Genomic DNA, 15,206 nt, shown 5'->3' on the forward strand with positions numbered 1-15,206 from the left:
TCGCCCCGTCGCGACGCCATGCACGCACTCTCGCCGCACCGGCCGAAAGCCCACGTACACCCAGTACGAGGACTTCCGGCCGGCACGCCGAGAGCACGCACCTGACGCCGCGCCTTCCGGGCAACCCTTGACAGCCGCGGCACTAGCGCCGCAGCGGGACCCCGTGCTCGAACACCGCCGCGACCGCCTTCGGCACCGCTTCCGGCCGGTCCACGAAGACCACCGGGAACGGGTAGTGCAGGGCGCTCAGAATCGGTGAGGGCCCCACGACCAGCCCGAGCCGTGCACCGTGCCGCTCCATCTCCCGGACCAGGTGCACCACGCTGATCGGCGCGACGACGTTGTCCGTGAACATCTCCCGCACCTCACCGGCCCCGGTCAGCGTGCGCTGCTCCAGGGCCGAGCACAGCGGCAGCACCGGATCGGTGAACGGCATCGTCGCGATGTAGTCCCGGGTGACCGCCTGGGCCGACGCGCGCAACGGGCAGTGCTCCGCCACATCGGCTCCCTCGGTCACCGTGATCATCCCGCCGGAATCCGCGCTCAGCTTCTCCAGCGCGTCCCGGTAGCCGCTCAGCATCACGATCCGCAGCCTGCGGTCCGCGTCCCACCCGAAGTCGCAGGCCACGAAGACGCCTTCGTGCTTCGCGCACAGCTCCTCCGGATCGTCGTCCGCGCCGAGGTACGCCGAGGCGATGCCTTCCGCCCGCACCGCCTCCCCGGCCGCGGGCTCCTGCGGCGGCCGCAGCTCGCCGCGGATCAGCAGCCCCATGAGCTGCTCCCGCTCGCACGCCCCCGCCACGCACGAACTCACCATGCCGCCCAGGCTCATCCCGCCGGCCATGTGCGGGCGCAGCCCCTTCTCGGCGAGCACGTCCTGGATGCCCAGTTGCGCGGCGGCCAGCCCGATCGACACCGCCCGCCGCCGGACCTCGTCGTCGTAGTCCCCGTTCTGCCGCACCAGGGCCTCGACGTCGAGCCCGGTCCACGCCGAGGCCCGCGCGAACGATTCGCGCACCGCGGCGTACTGGTCGTAGAAATCAATCACCCCGCCCGGCTCGTACCGGAACAGATTCGTACCAAAGATGGACGCCAGAGCCATGTGTGTCACCTCCATGACGCGGGCCAGGCTAGGGGAGGAAGGGCCAGGGAGTTTCCCAGAGTTGACGCGGGTACGGTGATCACCATGCCTATGGGTTACTTAGCGACGACTGTGCTCATCGCCTGGTGCGCGTTCTTCGCCGTCGTCGCACCGCGCCGGCCCCGCCGACTCGCGGGCATGAGCTTCTGGTTCGGCATGATCATCAACGAGGTGCCCCACTTCGGCATCTACTTCCTGGCGGCGTCCACGGCGCTGGCGGCCGGCCAGGGGGACCTGGGGTCCACCGGCGCCCGGGTGACCGCCGCCGTCGCCGCCCTGACCGCTCTCGCCCTCGCGTACTCCCTCTGGCTGGGGATCCGCTCGGACCGCTCCGTCGGCGACGCCCTCGACGAAGGCCTGGGCACGGGCTGGCGCGAGCGCGTCCGCACCCCGCTGCGCCGCCACCGCCCCTGGGCCCGCATCCTGCTGCTGCCGGCGTACATGAAGCAGCGCGACGTACGCGTCGTCCGCAACCTGAGCTACGGCGACGCCGGCCGGCGCAACCTCCTGGACGTCTACCACCGCCGGGACACCCCGCGGGATGCCCCGGTCCTGGTCTACTTCCACGGCGGGCAGTACTCCCGGGGAGCCAAGAGCCGCGAGGCGCGCCCCCTGCTCCAGCGCCTCGCCTCCCAGGGCTGGGTCTGCGTCAGCGCCAACTACCGCCTGCGCCCGGAGACGACGTTCCCCGGCCACCAGATCGACGCGAAGAAGGTCATCGCCTGGATGCGCGAGCACGGATCGCGGTACGGCGCCGACCCCGCCCGGATCTTCGTCGCGGGCAGCTCCGCGGGCGCCAACATGGCGGGCCTGTGCGCCCTCACCCCGAACGACCCGAGGTTCCAGCCCGGCTTCGAATCGTCCGACACCACCGTCACCGGGGCCATCTGCTTCTACGGCTTCTACGGCCACTACTTCGGCACCCCGCCCGACGAGCCCGCCCCTCCCATGCAGCCCCAGGGCTACATCCACCCCGACGCGCCCCCCTTCTTCATCGCCCACGGCACCAACGACGCCCTGGGCACGGTGGAAGGCGCCCGGCACTTCGCCGCCCAGTTGCGCGCTGCTTCCCGCAACCCGGTCGTCTACGCCGAACTCCCCGGCGCCCAGCACAACTTCGACATCTTCCGCTCGCCGCGCTGCGAAGCCGTCGTCGACGGCGTGGAGGCCTTCGCCGCCTGGACCCTGGCCACCCCCTGACCGACGCCCGGTGACCCGCGCGCCACGGGCGGGTCGGGCCCGGTATCCGGGGCGGGCCGGGCCTGGGCCAGTGGTGACACGGGTCACTGTACGATGGCCCTTATGTCCGAATTGCCCCATAAGAGTGGCGAGCGAAGGGGCGACTGGACCTCTTCCGCCCACGATGCCCCGCCCCTGCTCACCGGAGCCCGCATCCTGCTGGCCGACCACGACCGGCAGGCGGCCACGGCCGCCGCCGACCTCCTGCGCGCGCACGGCGCCGGACCGGTGATCACCGCCGAGTCGGCCGAGGAGTTCCTCCGGGCCGGGCACATGCCCCCCGCCGGTACCCAGCGCTGGGACACGGCCGTCTGGGACACCGCGCTGAGCGGCACCGACGACCGCCTGACCGCCTTCCTGGAGAGCTGGCACACCGCGCACCCGGGCGTCCCGGTCGTCGTCATGGAGAGCGAGCCGAGCACCGCCCGCGCCCTCGCCGCCCTGCGCGGCCACGCGGCCGACATGGTCGAGCGCGGCGACACGGACGGCCTGGTCGCGGCCCTGGTGAGGGCCCTGCAGAGCAGGTCCACCGCACCACCGCAGACCACCGTGTCCATGCTCGTCGTCGGCGCCCACCCCGACGACGTCGAGATCGGCGCCGGAGGCACCATCCACCGGCGGGTGGACGAGGGCTGGGACGTCACCGTCCTCACGCTCTCGCAGGGCGCGGCCGGCGGTGACCCCGAACGGCGGGGCGCCGAGGCCCACCGCGCCGCCGAGGCCATGGGCGCCCGCCTGGTCATGAAGGACCTCCCCGACGGCCACATGACCGACGACAGCGGCACCGTCCGCATCATCGAGGAGGTCGTGGCCGACGTCCGCCCCGACGTCGTGCTCGTGCACTCCGCGAACGACACCCATCAGGACCACCGCGCCGTGCACCGGGCCACGCTCGTCGCCTGCCGCCAGGTGCAGCGCCTGGCCTGCTACCAGTCGCCCTCGGCCACCGTCGGCTACCACCCGAACCGCTTCATCGACCTGCGCGAGACCGACGTCAAGGCCAAGCTCGCGGCCATCGGCGCCCACCACTCGCAGGCCGCCAGTCGCTGGTACCTGGACGAGGACCTGCTGCGCTCCACCGCCCGCTACTGGGGGCGCTTCACCCAGACCCGCTACGCAGAACCCCTGGAGGTCATCCGTGACGCAGCCCCCCTCGGATACTCCCCCGCGGACCGTGCCTGAGACCCGCCCGGCCGCCCCCGACCTCGCCGCCCCGCTGGGCCGGCCCCCCAGGGTCCTGGTCACCGGAGCCGGCGGCCCCTCCGGCGTCTGCATGCTGCGCGCCCTCGACGGCAGGGCCGAACGGTATGCCGCGGACATCGACCCCAACGGAGCGGGCCTCTACCTGGTCCCGCGCGCCTACCGCCTGCTCCTGCCGCCCGGCGACGCCCCGCGCTTCGCGCAGGCCGTGCTGACCCTGTGCCGCCGCTACGCCGTCGACGTCGTCGTGCCGACCGTGGACGCGGAACTCGTCGCCCTGTCCCGCGCCACCGACGCGTTCGCGGACGCGGGCGTACGCGTCCTGGTGCCGCCCACGCCCGCCCTGGAGACCTGCCTGGACAAATGGCGCCTGGCGCGGGCATGCCGGGGAGTGGTCCGCGTACCGGTCACCCGGCCCGTCGGCCCGGGACAGGACGACGCGGACACCGGCGGCGGCTACACGGGCGGCTTCCCCGCCATCGGGAAGCCCCGCACCGGCTCGGGCTCCCGCGGCATCACCGTCGTCCGCGACGAGGCCGGTCTCGCCCGGCTCCCCCAGGACGGCTCCTACCTCGTCCAGGAGATGCTGCCGGGCACCGAGTACTCCGTCGACGTGCTCACGGACGGCGCCGGACGGGTCGTCGCCGCGGTGCCGCGCGCCCGCGACAAGACCGACTCCGGGATCGTCGTCGCCGGCCGTATCCTCCACGCCCCCGCGCTGTCCGCGCTCGCCGCCGACACCGTCCGCGCCCTGGGCCTGCACGGCATCCTCAACGTCCAGGTCCGCGAGGACCGCAACGGCGAACCCGCCCTCCTGGAAGTCAACCCCCGCCCGCCCGGCGGCCTCTCGCTCACCGTCGCCGCCGGGGTCGACATGCCCGGCTGGGCGGTCGCCGGACTTCTCGGCGCCGCCCTGCCCGACCGGATCGAGCACCGCGAGGCCGCCGTCGTACGCCACTGGCAGGACGTCCTCCTGCACCCGGCGGAACTCGGCGACATGGGCGACGCACGGGAGGCCGGCGCGCGGGAGGACCGGCCGGGAGGACGCGCGTGAGCGAACCGCCCGCCCACCCGGCCCTGCGCACCGACCTGCACACCCACACCGACTTCTCCGACGGCCGCGACCCGCTCGACCGCGTCGTCGCCGCGGCGGAGTCGGCCGGACTGGACACCCTCGTCCTCACCGACCACGTCCGCGCCGACACCGCCTACCTGCCCCGCTACGTGGCAGCGGTGCGCGCCGCCCGCACCACCACCCCCGTCCGTCTCGTCTGCGGCGTCGAGGCGAAGATCATGGACACGTCGGGGCGCATCGACCTGCCGGACGACCTCAGCGGAATCGAGCACATCGCCGTCGCCGACCACCGCTTCCCGCTCCCGGACGGACCGGCCCACCCCCGGGCCGTGCGCGACCTGCTCGACGCCGGCACCCTGACCCCCCGCGACGCACTCGAACACCTGGTCCGCGCCACCACGCGCGCCGTCGGCAGGATCCCCGCAGGCCGCTCCGCCCACCTCGCCCACCTCTTCAGCGTGCTGCCCAAGACGGGACTCGACGAGAGCGCCGTCGACGCGGCCCTCCTCGCCCCCCTGGCCCACGCCTGCCGCACCCACGGCGTCACGGTCGAACTCAACGAGAAATGGCGCTGCCCCGCCCCGCGCACCGCCGCCCTGCTCGCCCGCGCCGGCGTCACCCTCGGCGCGGGCAGCGACGCGCACCGCGCGGACGCCGTCGGCGCGTTCGACTGGGTCGCCGCGGCGCTCGCCGAGACGGAGGAACGGTGCACACACTGAAGGAGATCCTGCACACCGTCGCCGAGGTGATCGTCTTCCTCGGCGCCGTGCCCCTGGTCACCGCCGTGCTCCAGTTCCTCCTCATCGGCCTCCAGCGCTTCCGCCATCTGTACGAGGACCGGGACGGGGCGCATCTGCCCCGCACCGCCGTCCTCATCCCCGCCTGGAACGAGGCCCCCGTCCTCACCGCCTCCGTCGAGGGACTGCTCGCCCTGCGCTACCCGCCCGACCGGCTCCGGGTCGTGGTCGTCGACGACGCCAGCACCGACCCCACCCCCGAGGTCATGCGCGAACTGGCCCGCCGCCACCCCGGCCGGGTCGTCCATCTGCGCCGCGAGCACGGCGGCCAGGGCAAGGCCCACACCCTCAACCACGGCCTGGAGCACGTGCTGCGCGACGACTGGGCCGAAGCCGTCCTCGTCATGGACGCCGACGTCGTCTTCGACCACGACGCCCTGTGGCGCATGACGCGGCACCTCGCCGACCCCGGTGTGGGCGCCGTGACCGCGTACATCAAGGAGGGCAGCGGCCGGCAGGGCAACTCCCTCACCCGCTACATCGCCTACGAATACATCACCGCCCAGGCCGCAGCCCGCCGCGCCCAGAACGTCCTCGGCGTCGTCGCCTGCCTGGCCGGCGGCGCCCAACTCCACACCCGCGCCAACCTGGAGGCGCTCGGCGGCCGCTTCGACACGACCACCCTCGCCGAGGACACCGTCACCACCTTCGAGACCCAGCTCGCCGGCCGCCGCGTCGTCTTCGACGGCTACGCCACCGTGCTCGCCGAGGAACCCGGGGAGCTGACCGGCCTGTGGAAGCAGCGGCTGCGCTGGGCGCGCGGGAACCTCCAGGTCACCCGGCGGTACAAGGGCGTGTGGTTCCGGGGGCGCACCGCCCGGGGCGAAGGACACCGGCTCGGCTCGTTCCTCTTCGGCCTGATCTGGTTCTCGCTCCTGGCCACCCCCGTGCTGCTCATCGCGTGCTCGGCCTCCCTCGTCCTCCTCTACTTCACCGACCACGACCGGGCCTGGGCCCTCTTCCACTACCTCTGGGTGACGAACCTCGTCTGCTATCTGCTGATCACGCTGATGGCCGCCGTGATCGACCCACGGACCTTCCGCCGCAGCTGGTTCGAGGCGCTGATCTACCCGGGGCTGGTCGCCACCGTCATCCTCGTCGTCACCGCCCTGCCCGGCGTCTTCACCCCCCTGCTCGACCGGGCCGGACTGCTGCCGTCGGACGGATCCGTGCACCCCGTCATGCTGGCCGTCTACGCCTGGCTCACCCTGTCCATGCCCCTCGCCTGGATCGCGAAGCTGCTCGCGGGCACCCGGCTGCGCCGCCTCGCGCCGCCCCTTCTGCACCTCGCCGGATACGGCTCCCTGCTGGCCGCGTGCCTCGTCGCCGCGTACGTCGAGGAGAAGCGGAACGCCGAACTCACCTGGGACAAGACCGAGAAGACCGGAAAGGTGGCGGCCGGACAGTGACGAACGACGACACCGGCGGCGCGCCCCGCCCGCCGGGACCGGCCCGCCCGGCACCCGGCGACCGGACCCCGGAGGCCCTGGCACGCCGCGCCCGTGACCTCACCCGCGAGGACCGGCGCGCCGACCGGCGGCTCCTGTGGTGGGAGCTCCTGGTCCTCCTGATCATCGCGGGCCTCCTCGTGGCCCGCTGGCACTGGCTCCTGTGACGAACCGCCCTCACCCGCAGCCCCCACCGGGCCGCCGCGCGGGCCTGTCCGCCCTCACCGCGTCGCCGCGACGCTCCCCTCCCCGCCCAGGGCGAACGGATTCGCGCCCCGGGCCGCCAGCGCGAACCAGGCCGTCGTGCCGGTGTGCAGGCTGGCGTACAACGTGTCGCCGTCACCCGTCTCCAGACCGTCCGAGGACGCGGCGACCAGACCGTACCCGTCCGCGTGGGGCGCGTCGGTCTGGGCGGAACGCAGCGACTCCAGCAGCCGCCCGGCCCGCTCGTCGTCCCCGGCCGCCCTCCGCGCACGCAGCGCGCACACCAGATGCGCGGTGCCCTCGAACCAGACCTTCGACCGGTCGGCGTCACTGACGGACACCCCGGAGAACCCGCCGTCCGAGGCCGCCAGACCCGTCAGCGCCCAGTCCACGGAGCGCGCGTGCCGGACGTCGCGGGTCGCGAGATACGACCAGGTCTGCGGGTCCTCGGGCACCGGCGACCGGTTCACCGTCACCCCGTCCGTCCCCGTACCGGTCCAGAAGGCGCCCCGCTCGCCGTCCCACACGGCATCCAGGAACGCGGCGGCCGTATCCGCCCGCCGGTCCCACACCGCGTCCCCCGAGACGCCGGCCAGCCCCCGGAAGAACCCGGTCACATCGACGTGGTGCTCGGTGGACTTCCACCGCAGCTCCGTACCGCCGGAGTCGAAACCGCCCGTGTACCCGTCGACGCCCTCGGCGCGGTAGGTGCGCTCCTGGATCCACCGCCCCAGCCGCAGCGCCCCCGCACGGTAGGCGGACGCCCCGGTCGCGTGGTGGAGATGCAGCAGCGCGAGTCCGGCCCAGGCCGAGGTGCCCGTGAAGGTGCCGGCGGAGTCCACCTCCGGCACCCGCTGCCCCGGAGGCAGTTTCCCGGACGTGTAGGCCTGGCGCAGCCGCCCGTCCGCCTCGCCGTCCTGGAGCTCCAGCAGCGTCCGGCCCAGCGCTCCGGCCCGCGTCAGATCGGCCTCCCGCCCCCGCTTGCAGTACGCGATGATCATGACGGCGGCGTCATAGGTGAACGCGACCCTGGAATGGTGCAGCGCCATGGCCCCGCCGGTGTAGCTGCGCGGCAGCCCGGGATACGCGCCCGCCGCCTCGTCGACGCGGCGGTCCAGGAACACGTACGCCCGCTCGGCCGCGGCACCGGACCCGGAGTCCCCGTCGTCCGCCGCGCACCCGCCGCCCCCGCCCCCCACGGCGCATCCCGCCATCAGCGTGGTGAACATGCGGCGGTTCATGGGGGTATGCGGCATGTCCCCATCCTGCCTACCGCCGACGGCGACACCTTGTTCGCGTCGGCCGTGTCCTGCCATCGTCATGGCCGGGCACGGCAGCCGAGCGGAGGACGCGTGGACGAGACAGTGGAGTCGGTCGGCCGGGGCCGCTACCGCCTGGTCCGGTCCGTCGGCCGGGGCGGGATGGCCGCGGTCTACCAGGCCACGGACACCGCCCTGGGACGCGAGGTCGCGGTGAAGCTCATGGACCGCACGGCCACGGGCGAGGACTTCCGCAGGAGGTTCCGCCGCGAGGCACGCGCCGTGGCAGCGCTCAACCACCGCAACGTGATCGCGATCCACGACATCGGTGAGGAACCGGTGGGTGGCGGCGACCCCACCCCGTACCTGGTCATGGAGTTCGTCCACGGCCGCCCGCTGAGCGACGTCGTGTCCACCGGTCCGACGGCCGTGCACGAGGCGTTACGGATCACCGCGGACATCCTGGACGGCCTGGCCGCCGGCCACGAGGCCGGACTCGTCCACCGGGACATCAAACCGGCCAACGTCATGGTGGCCCGGGACGGCACGGTGAAGGTCCTGGACTTCGGCATCGCCCGCGGCCCGGCCGCGGACACCGCCCCGGTCACCCGCGCCGGAACCGTCGTCGGCACCGCCGCCTACATGTCGCCCGAGCAGGCCCAGGGAAGAGCACTCGACCACCGCAGCGACCTCTACGCGACCGGCGTCCTCCTCTTCGAACTCCTCAGCGGACGGAGCCCCTTCGACGCCGGAGCCGAAGCGGCCCTGCTGTACCACCACGTCCACACCCCGCCCCCGCACCGGCCGGCCGGTGCGGTGCGACAGCTCGTGCGTGAGCGCGGGCAGCCCTCCGGGTTCGTGGACACGCGGCGCGGCACATCGCCCGCGGCCCGGCCGCCCCGGTACGTACACCGAACGCTGCAGCCGGCCCGCACGACGACACCGGCCGGTGTACGGCACGGTGTCGGCATCGGGACGACGCGGCCTTCCCCGCCTCCTCCGTAGGTTCTGGATCACCGGAACGACACCGAGGAGGACGGCATGACGGCGACGGACACGGCATGGAACGCGGGGGTACGGGCCCCGCTCGGCCTGATCGGCATCGGGGCCCTGGCGATGGCCGCGGCGGAGGCGCTCAACCCGGAGTACGACCTGGTGAGCGAGACGCTCAGCCGGTACGTGCACGGCACGGCCGGCTGGCTCGTCCCGGTGGCACTACTCGCCGTCGGTGCCGCCTCCGCCGTCCTCGTGGCACGGCTGGGAGTCGGGACCCGGCGTGCGGGCCGGGTCGCGCTCGCGATGTGGACGGCGGGCATCCTGGTCGCGGCCGTCTTCCCGGCGGACCCGCCCGGCAGATGGAGCCGCCCCTCGGTGTCCGAACTCGTCCACGGCAACGCCGCCTTCCTCGCCTTCGCGGCCCTGCCGACCGCCGCCGTGCTGCTCCGCCGGGCGCTCGTGGCCCGCCGGCCCGGCGTGCGAACGGCCCTGAACACCCTCACCGTGATCTCGGCCGCCGCCACGGCGGCGCTGGCGGTCTTCCTCGTCGACGTGATGCGCGGCGGCCCGTCGCTCGGGCTGGGCGGCGCCCCCACGCTCGTCGGTCTCGCCGAACGCCTCGTCATCGTCGCGGACTTCGGATGGGTGGCGCTCGCGCTGGCCGTGGCGGGTGCCCGCCCCGAGCGGGGTCGGGACCGTCATGCATGATCGGCCCATGGACCGACCCGCCGGCCGCGTTCCCGCCGCCCTCCGCACAGCCCGGTTCGTCGACGGGCTCCTCGCCGCCGGGACCGTGATCGCCGTCCTGGCCGTCACCGTCCGGCTCGGCGGCCGGCTGGACGCCGCGGGAACCCTGCCGCTCGCCCTCTGGCTGGGCGCGCTGCTCCTGATACGCCGTCACCGGCCGTTCGTCGTCCTCCTGCTCAGTGTGCAGGCCGTCGTCGTCTTCCGTACCGCCGGACTCACCGACGCCGGCTGGGTGTGGCCGGCCTCGGCCGCGTACGCCACCCTGGCCGCCGACGACCGGCCCGGCCGGCCCGGCCTGTCGTGGGCGGCCGGCGCGGGCCTGGCCGAACTGGCCTTCGCCGCGGCCTGGGAGACGAGCGCCTGCGGCGCCACCGCGCGCGAGGCCCTAGGCTTCCTCGGCCCCGAGGCCCTCTGGCTCGCGGTGCTCCTGGCCGCCGCCACCGCCCACCGCAACCGCCTGCGATGGCGCGCCGAGCTCGACGAACGCCTTCTGCGGGCCGCGCGCGAACGGGACCTGGAGGCCGGCCGGCGGATCGCGGAGGCCCGGCTGGACATCGCCCGAGAACTCCACGACGTCGTCGGGCACACCCTGACCGTCGTCGGTGTCCAGCTCAGGGTCGCGGCCGAGGCCCTGGACGACTCCCCGGACGAGGCGCGCCACGCCCTCGCCACTGCGCAGCAGGTCCGCACCGAGGCCCTGCGCGACCTCCGCGCACTCGTCCATGTACTGCGCGCGCCGGGGGAGGGCCGCCCCGTGGACCCCGCGGCCGGGGTCCACGAGATCGCCGGGCTCGTCGACCGCATGCGCTCGACGGACCTGGACATCCGGCTGGAGACCGTCGGCGACCTCGCCACCGTCCCCGCACCGGTCTCCCTCGCCGTCCACCGGATCGTCCAGGAAGCCCTCACCAATACGGTCCGCCACGCGGAGGCCACACGGGCCGAGGTCGGCATCCGATGCGGCGACGGACGGGTGGAGATACACGTCACCGACGACGGCCGGCCATCGGCCCGGCCAACCGCCCCGGCCGGTCACGGGATACGAGGAATGGACGAACGGGTCCGCGCGCTCGGCGGAGACCTCTCCGCCGGACCGCATCCGAAGGGCGGATGGCTCGTGCGAGCCGCCCTCCCTGTGCCAGGCTTCCGCCCATGACGATCAAGGTGCTTCTGGCCGACGACCAGGTCCTGGTACGCGCGGGATTCGGCAGCCTCCTCGCCCGCGCAGAGGACATCCGGGTCGTCGGCGAGGCGGGTACCGGCGACGAGGCGGTCCGCGCGGCCCGGTCCCTCCGCCCCGACATCGTCCTCATGGACATCCGCATGCCCGGCACGGACGGCCTCACCGCCACCCGGACGATCGTCCAGGACCCCGAACTGACGGACTGCCGCGTCATCGTCCTCACCACCTTCGAGACCGACGAGTACGTCTTCGCGGCCCTGCGCGCGGGTGCGAGCGGCTTCCTCACCAAGGAGACGGAGCCGGACGACCTGCGCCAGGCCGTCCGGGCGGTGGCTGCGGGCGACGCCCTCCTCTCACCCGGGGCGACCCGCCGCGTGATCGAACGGTTCGCACACCTCCCGGCGTCCCCCGCCGACACCGCGGATCACCTCGCCGTCCTCACCGCCCGGGAACGCGAGGTCACCCGCCTGATCGCCACCGGCCTCTCCAACGACCAGATCGCCTCGCGCCTCTTCATCAGCCCCCTCACCGCCAAGACCCACGTCACCCGCGCCATCGCCAAACTCGGCGTCCGCGACCGCGCCCAACTGGTCATCCTCGCCTACGAGACGGGCCTCGTCCTGGCCGGCGGTGGGCGCACTCCGGAACAGGGACCACCGGCCGGCCCGGGATCCATGCGCCTTCCGGTCTGAAGGACGGAAACTGTCCGTCTCCAAGCCGTGTGCGGACCGGTGTTCCACCGCCGTTGCGGCTCGGCGACGCAGGTGTGGCTCGTCCAGCGAGGGATCACGGACGCCGCAGGGGCGCGTATGCCGGAGCCGCATGTGGGGGCACACGGCGACGGTGGTCGCTCCCTGACGCCCCATCAGACGGCCGGCCCGGCGGCGACGGCGTCGACGGAGACATCGCCGGTGAACCAGTCCGGCGGGCCCTTGAAGGTGCTGACGAGCTGTCGGTGATCTGCATGATCGTTCCTTCGGGCAAGGGAGGGCGGAGGGCGCAGAACGGAGGCCGGGGGACGGGTCAGGGGGTGAGGAGGGTCTTGATGGCGCGGCGCTCGTCCATGGCCCGGTAGCCCTCGGCCACCTCGGCGAGGGGGAGGGTGAGGTCGAAGACCCGGCCCGGGTCGATGCGGCGGGTGAGGACGCGGTCGACGAGGTCGGGGAGGTAGCGGCGTACGGGGGCGGGGCCGCCGCGCAGGCCGACGTGGGAGTGGAACAGCTCCTGGCCGTCGATCGCGACCTCGTGGGGGACGCCGACGAAGCCGACGTTGCCGCCGGGGCGGGCCGAGCGCAGCGCCTGGCTCATGGCCTGCTCGGTGCCGACGCACTCCAGCACGCTGTCGGCGCCGATCCCGCCGGTCATCTCCTTGATCCGCTCGACGCCCTCCTCGCCGCGCTCGGTGACGATGTCGGTGGCGCCGAACTCCCGCGCGAGCCGCTGGCGGGAGGCGTGCCGGCTCATGGCGATGATCCGTTCCGCCCCCAGCTCCTTCGCGGCGATCACACCGCACAGCCCGACCGCGCCGTCCCCGACGACCACGGCGGTGGAACCGGGCCTCACCTCGGCGGCGTCCGCGGCCCACCAGCCGGTGCCCATCACGTCGGAAACGGCCAGCAGACCGGGCCAGTACGCGGCGTCCGGCACCTCCTCGGTGGCGACCAGGGTGCCCTGGGCGTTCGGGATGCGGACGTACTCGGCCTGGCAGGTGGACATGAACGCGCGGTTCAGACAGTGCGACGGGAAGCCGTTCCGGCAGTTCGCGCAGGTGTTGTCCGAGGTGGCGAACGAGCCGACGACGAACTGGCCGGGCCGCAGATCGGTGACCTCGGACCCGACCTCCTCCACGAATCCGACGTACTCGTGCCCCATCGGATGCGGGTCGCCGACCGGCTCCGCGCCCCGGTAGGGCCACAGATCGGATCCGCAGACGCAGGTGACGGCCGTGCGGATGACCGCGTCGGTGGGCGTGAGGATCTTCGGGTCGTCCAGGGTCTCGAAACGGACGTCGCCGGGGGCGTGGATCACTGCTCCGCGCATGAGAGGGGTTCCTTTGCGTGCTGTGGCGGCCGGCCGCCGGAGGTCCGGGGCCGCCGCCCGGTGCGGGGGCGGGTGCGCGCCGCCGCGACGGCGGGCGGAAAGCACCACGTCATCCAGGAAACCCGCTCCCGGCGCCCGGAGCGAGGCACCACCGAAGGGTGTACCGCCAGTACACCTCTACGGCCCTGTCGGGGACGTACCGTCGAAGGCGTGGACAACCGTGAAGGGGTCCGCGAGTTCCTGACCCCGCGGCGAGCGAAGATCACCCCCGACCGGCCCGGGCCGCCCGGCCCTCACCGATACGTCGATCCGAGACGGACCTGGTGCCCGACGACGTCGGCCTCCAGCCCGTCCTCGGTCGCACGGGCCTCGGTGAACCCGGTGTTGATCGGCAGGGAGACCGACCAGGAGCCCTCGCTCTTCTCCAGTCCGGGCACGCGGAAACTCACGTCGTCGGCCTGGGCCAGAATCGTGCCCACGCTGTCCACGGGCTTTCCCGCGACCGTTCCCGACACCTTCACGTGGGCCTCCTGGCCGTTCGACCCGGGCGCCGGTGAGACCGTCAGCCGGGTACCTCCCGGGGCACCGCCTCCCACCAGCCGAGACAGCGCCTCGGACAGGTCCTCGTAGGAGAGCGTCAGCGTGCCCGTGACGAGATTCGCCTGGGCGCTGCGGCCCGTCAGCGAGGCCACGTGGACGTCGTGGAAGTCGAGATGGAGACGCTTGATGTCGAGGTAGCCGCCCGACGCGTTGCTCGTGTCGCTGACGAAGAAGCTTCCGGCGTCCAGCGTCACGTGATCGAACGAGCCGCCGGCCGCCTGGGTGAGGAAGGGAAATCCCTTGATCGACAGGTCCACATAGCCGTGGGCCGCGTTCCCGTAGCCGTAGTTCCCCTTCGCGAGCCGGCTGATCTCCTTGTTCGCGAAGTGGACCGCCAGCCTGTCGGCAAGAGTGAAGAGGACCGCGAGTACGGCCAGGGAGATCCCCAGGATCTTCACCCATCTACGACTCATGACGCCCTCCGCACGATCGGACATTCGATTTCCGGCTTCGTGATCGTGAGCCGGTCCGAGGGCGGTGCGGCGCGGCTTTACGAAGGCATGGCCTGCGCGCACACGACCTGTGACCCGGAGACGGGGCCCGGCCGGCCGGTCAGCGGGACGGTCCGGCGGAGTCCGTCCGGCCGGTGGTCGCGTACGCGGCCATGAACATGTCGAGGAGTCCGTCGACCGCGCTCTCGTCGACGGGGCGGGACGACAGGAGGCTGCGGTAGTAGAGCGTGCCGCACAGCACCTCGGCGGCATGCTCCAGGCGTACGCCCGCGACCAGTTCGCCGGTGTGCTGGGCGCGGACGATCCGGTCGAGGGTGCTCTGCTCGACGGTGGTCAGGAAGCGTTCGTGGAGGGTCGCCCGCAGGGCGGGATCGGACTGTGCCTCGGCGATGAGCGCGCGGTAGACGGGGCCGATCGGCGGGCTCGACAGGGCGCTCGCCAAGATCGCCGATATGCGGGAATCGGACCGGATCATGGCGGAGCGCGTCCACGCCGTCATCACCGCCAACGCCCCCGTCCTCGCGCCCAAGCTCTGGTACGGGATGCCCGCCTACGCACGGGACGGCAAGGTCGTCTGCTTTTTCCAGAGTGCCGAGAAGTTCAAGGCGCGTTACGCGACGCTCGGCTTCAGCGACCAGGCCGTGCTGGACGAGGGCGCGATGTGGGCCACCGGCTTCGCGCTCACCGATGTGACGCCCGAGGTCGAAGCGCGTATCGCCACGCTCGTGCAGCGGGCGGTGGACGCGAGCGCGGAGTGATCCGACCGCGTCCGGGGAGCGCACCACCGCTGCCCGGACGCGGCCGGACCGCTCCGGCGGCTGCCGT

Annotated in this window: 16 protein-coding genes; 11 read left to right on the plus strand and 5 right to left on the minus strand. The window is 73.3% G+C overall.

All coding sequences use genetic code 11. The features are described 5' to 3' along the window. Positions 1–142: 142 nt before the first annotated feature. The gene (locus ACWCXC_RS16070; RefSeq protein WP_450889268.1) at positions 143–1,102 is read right to left on the minus strand and encodes an ACP S-malonyltransferase; all 960 of its coding nucleotides are present in this window, start codon (positions 1,100–1,102) and stop codon (positions 143–145) included. A gap of 90 nt (positions 1,103–1,192) precedes the next feature. Between ACWCXC_RS16070 and ACWCXC_RS16075 the strand changes: the two genes are divergently transcribed. The 6 genes from ACWCXC_RS16075 (at position 1,193) to ACWCXC_RS16100 (ending at position 7,067) form a co-directional block, all read left to right on the plus strand. Beyond that, complete coding sequence (locus ACWCXC_RS16075) at positions 1,193–2,341, plus strand: alpha/beta hydrolase (RefSeq protein ID WP_450683179.1); 1,149 nt, start codon at positions 1,193–1,195, stop codon at positions 2,339–2,341. Between the two features lie 102 nt (positions 2,342–2,443). Beyond that, a complete protein-coding gene (locus tag ACWCXC_RS16080) occupies positions 2,444–3,562 on the plus strand; it encodes a PIG-L family deacetylase (RefSeq protein ID WP_450683180.1) in 1,119 nt (372 codons plus the stop codon). Next, positions 3,555–4,634 carry an ATP-grasp domain-containing protein gene (locus tag ACWCXC_RS16085; RefSeq protein ID WP_450889271.1) on the plus strand — a complete coding sequence of 360 codons (1,080 nt, stop codon included), beginning with the start codon at positions 3,555–3,557 and terminating at the stop codon, positions 4,632–4,634. Before ACWCXC_RS16080 ends, ACWCXC_RS16085 begins: the two co-directional genes overlap by 8 nt. Further along, positions 4,631–5,374 carry a PHP domain-containing protein gene (locus ACWCXC_RS16090; RefSeq protein ID WP_450683182.1) on the plus strand — a complete coding sequence of 248 codons (744 nt, stop codon included), beginning with the start codon at positions 4,631–4,633 and terminating at the stop codon, positions 5,372–5,374. Before ACWCXC_RS16085 ends, ACWCXC_RS16090 begins: the two co-directional genes overlap by 4 nt. Beyond that, the gene (locus ACWCXC_RS16095; RefSeq protein WP_450889273.1) at positions 5,362–6,861 is read left to right on the plus strand and encodes a glycosyltransferase; all 1,500 of its coding nucleotides are present in this window, start codon (positions 5,362–5,364) and stop codon (positions 6,859–6,861) included. The genes ACWCXC_RS16090 and ACWCXC_RS16095 overlap by 13 nt, the downstream gene beginning before the upstream one ends. Beyond that, a complete protein-coding gene (locus ACWCXC_RS16100; protein ID WP_450683184.1) occupies positions 6,858–7,067 on the plus strand; it encodes a hypothetical protein in 210 nt (69 codons plus the stop codon). The genes ACWCXC_RS16095 and ACWCXC_RS16100 overlap by 4 nt, the downstream gene beginning before the upstream one ends. A gap of 54 nt (positions 7,068–7,121) precedes the next feature. On the opposite strand, the gene ACWCXC_RS16105 is transcribed toward ACWCXC_RS16100, so the two are convergent. Then, a complete protein-coding gene (locus ACWCXC_RS16105; RefSeq protein WP_450889275.1) occupies positions 7,122–8,360 on the minus strand; it encodes a Tat pathway signal sequence domain protein in 1,239 nt (412 codons plus the stop codon). Between the two features lie 96 nt (positions 8,361–8,456). On the opposite strand from ACWCXC_RS16105, the gene ACWCXC_RS16110 reads away from it, so the two are divergent. The 4 genes from ACWCXC_RS16110 to ACWCXC_RS16125 are packed head-to-tail and all read left to right on the plus strand — an operon-like array spanning position 8,457 to position 11,981. After that, positions 8,457–9,368, plus strand: coding sequence for a serine/threonine-protein kinase (locus tag ACWCXC_RS16110; RefSeq protein ID WP_450889277.1), 912 nt, complete (start codon positions 8,457–8,459; stop codon positions 9,366–9,368). Between the two features lie 36 nt (positions 9,369–9,404). Continuing rightward, positions 9,405–10,067, plus strand: coding sequence for a DUF998 domain-containing protein (locus ACWCXC_RS16115; protein ID WP_450889279.1), 663 nt, complete (start codon positions 9,405–9,407; stop codon positions 10,065–10,067). Positions 10,068–10,074: 7 nt separating this feature from the next. Then, complete coding sequence (locus ACWCXC_RS16120) at positions 10,075–11,262, plus strand: sensor histidine kinase (protein ID WP_450889281.1); 1,188 nt, start codon at positions 10,075–10,077, stop codon at positions 11,260–11,262. Beyond that, positions 11,259–11,981, plus strand: a complete 723-nt coding sequence (locus ACWCXC_RS16125) for a response regulator (RefSeq protein ID WP_450683189.1) — start codon at positions 11,259–11,261, stop codon at positions 11,979–11,981. Before ACWCXC_RS16120 ends, ACWCXC_RS16125 begins: the two co-directional genes overlap by 4 nt. A gap of 331 nt (positions 11,982–12,312) precedes the next feature. Here the strand turns inward: ACWCXC_RS16125 and ACWCXC_RS16130 are convergent, their stop codons facing one another. The 3 genes from ACWCXC_RS16130 to ACWCXC_RS16140 all read right to left on the minus strand — a co-directional run bounded on the left by ACWCXC_RS16130 (position 12,313) and on the right by ACWCXC_RS16140 (position 14,823). Continuing rightward, positions 12,313–13,329 carry a zinc-dependent alcohol dehydrogenase family protein gene (locus ACWCXC_RS16130; protein WP_450889283.1) on the minus strand — a complete coding sequence of 339 codons (1,017 nt, stop codon included), beginning with the start codon at positions 13,327–13,329 and terminating at the stop codon, positions 12,313–12,315. 293 nt (positions 13,330–13,622) lie between these two features. Then, positions 13,623–14,342, minus strand: coding sequence for an LmeA family phospholipid-binding protein (locus ACWCXC_RS16135; protein ID WP_450683191.1), 720 nt, complete (start codon positions 14,340–14,342; stop codon positions 13,623–13,625). Between the two features lie 139 nt (positions 14,343–14,481). Further along, a complete protein-coding gene (locus ACWCXC_RS16140) occupies positions 14,482–14,823 on the minus strand; it encodes a TetR-like C-terminal domain-containing protein (RefSeq protein ID WP_450889285.1) in 342 nt (113 codons plus the stop codon). Positions 14,824–14,833: 10 nt separating this feature from the next. On the opposite strand from ACWCXC_RS16140, the gene ACWCXC_RS16145 reads away from it, so the two are divergent. Further along, positions 14,834–15,139 (plus strand): iron chaperone, encoded by a 306-nt coding sequence (locus ACWCXC_RS16145; protein ID WP_450889287.1) that lies wholly within the window; start codon positions 14,834–14,836, stop codon positions 15,137–15,139. Positions 15,140–15,206 lie beyond the last annotated feature (67 nt).

The organism is Streptomyces sp. NPDC001515, assembly GCF_053597115.1.

Bases quoted from the DNA above. Each gene is read 5' to 3' on its own strand.
- ACWCXC_RS16115 (WP_450889279.1), top strand. From the start codon at position 9,405: ATGACGGCGACGGACACGGCATGGAACGCGGGGGTACGGGCCCCGCTC.
- ACWCXC_RS16120 (WP_450889281.1), top strand. From the start codon at position 10,075: ATGGACCGACCCGCCGGCCGCGTTCCCGCCGCCCTCCGCACAGCCCGG.
- ACWCXC_RS16130 (WP_450889283.1), bottom strand. From the start codon at position 13,329: ATGCGCGGAGCAGTGATCCACGCCCCCGGCGACGTCCGTTTCGAGACC.
- ACWCXC_RS16080 (WP_450683180.1), top strand. From the start codon at position 2,444: ATGTCCGAATTGCCCCATAAGAGTGGCGAGCGAAGGGGCGACTGGACC.
- ACWCXC_RS16070 (WP_450889268.1), bottom strand. From the start codon at position 1,102: ATGGCTCTGGCGTCCATCTTTGGTACGAATCTGTTCCGGTACGAGCCG.
- ACWCXC_RS16075 (WP_450683179.1), top strand. From the start codon at position 1,193: ATGGGTTACTTAGCGACGACTGTGCTCATCGCCTGGTGCGCGTTCTTC.
- ACWCXC_RS16145 (WP_450889287.1), top strand. From the start codon at position 14,834: ATGCGGGAATCGGACCGGATCATGGCGGAGCGCGTCCACGCCGTCATC.
- ACWCXC_RS16125 (WP_450683189.1), top strand. From the start codon at position 11,259: ATGACGATCAAGGTGCTTCTGGCCGACGACCAGGTCCTGGTACGCGCG.
- ACWCXC_RS16135 (WP_450683191.1), bottom strand. From the start codon at position 14,342: ATGAGTCGTAGATGGGTGAAGATCCTGGGGATCTCCCTGGCCGTACTC.
- ACWCXC_RS16105 (WP_450889275.1), bottom strand. From the start codon at position 8,360: ATGCCGCATACCCCCATGAACCGCCGCATGTTCACCACGCTGATGGCG.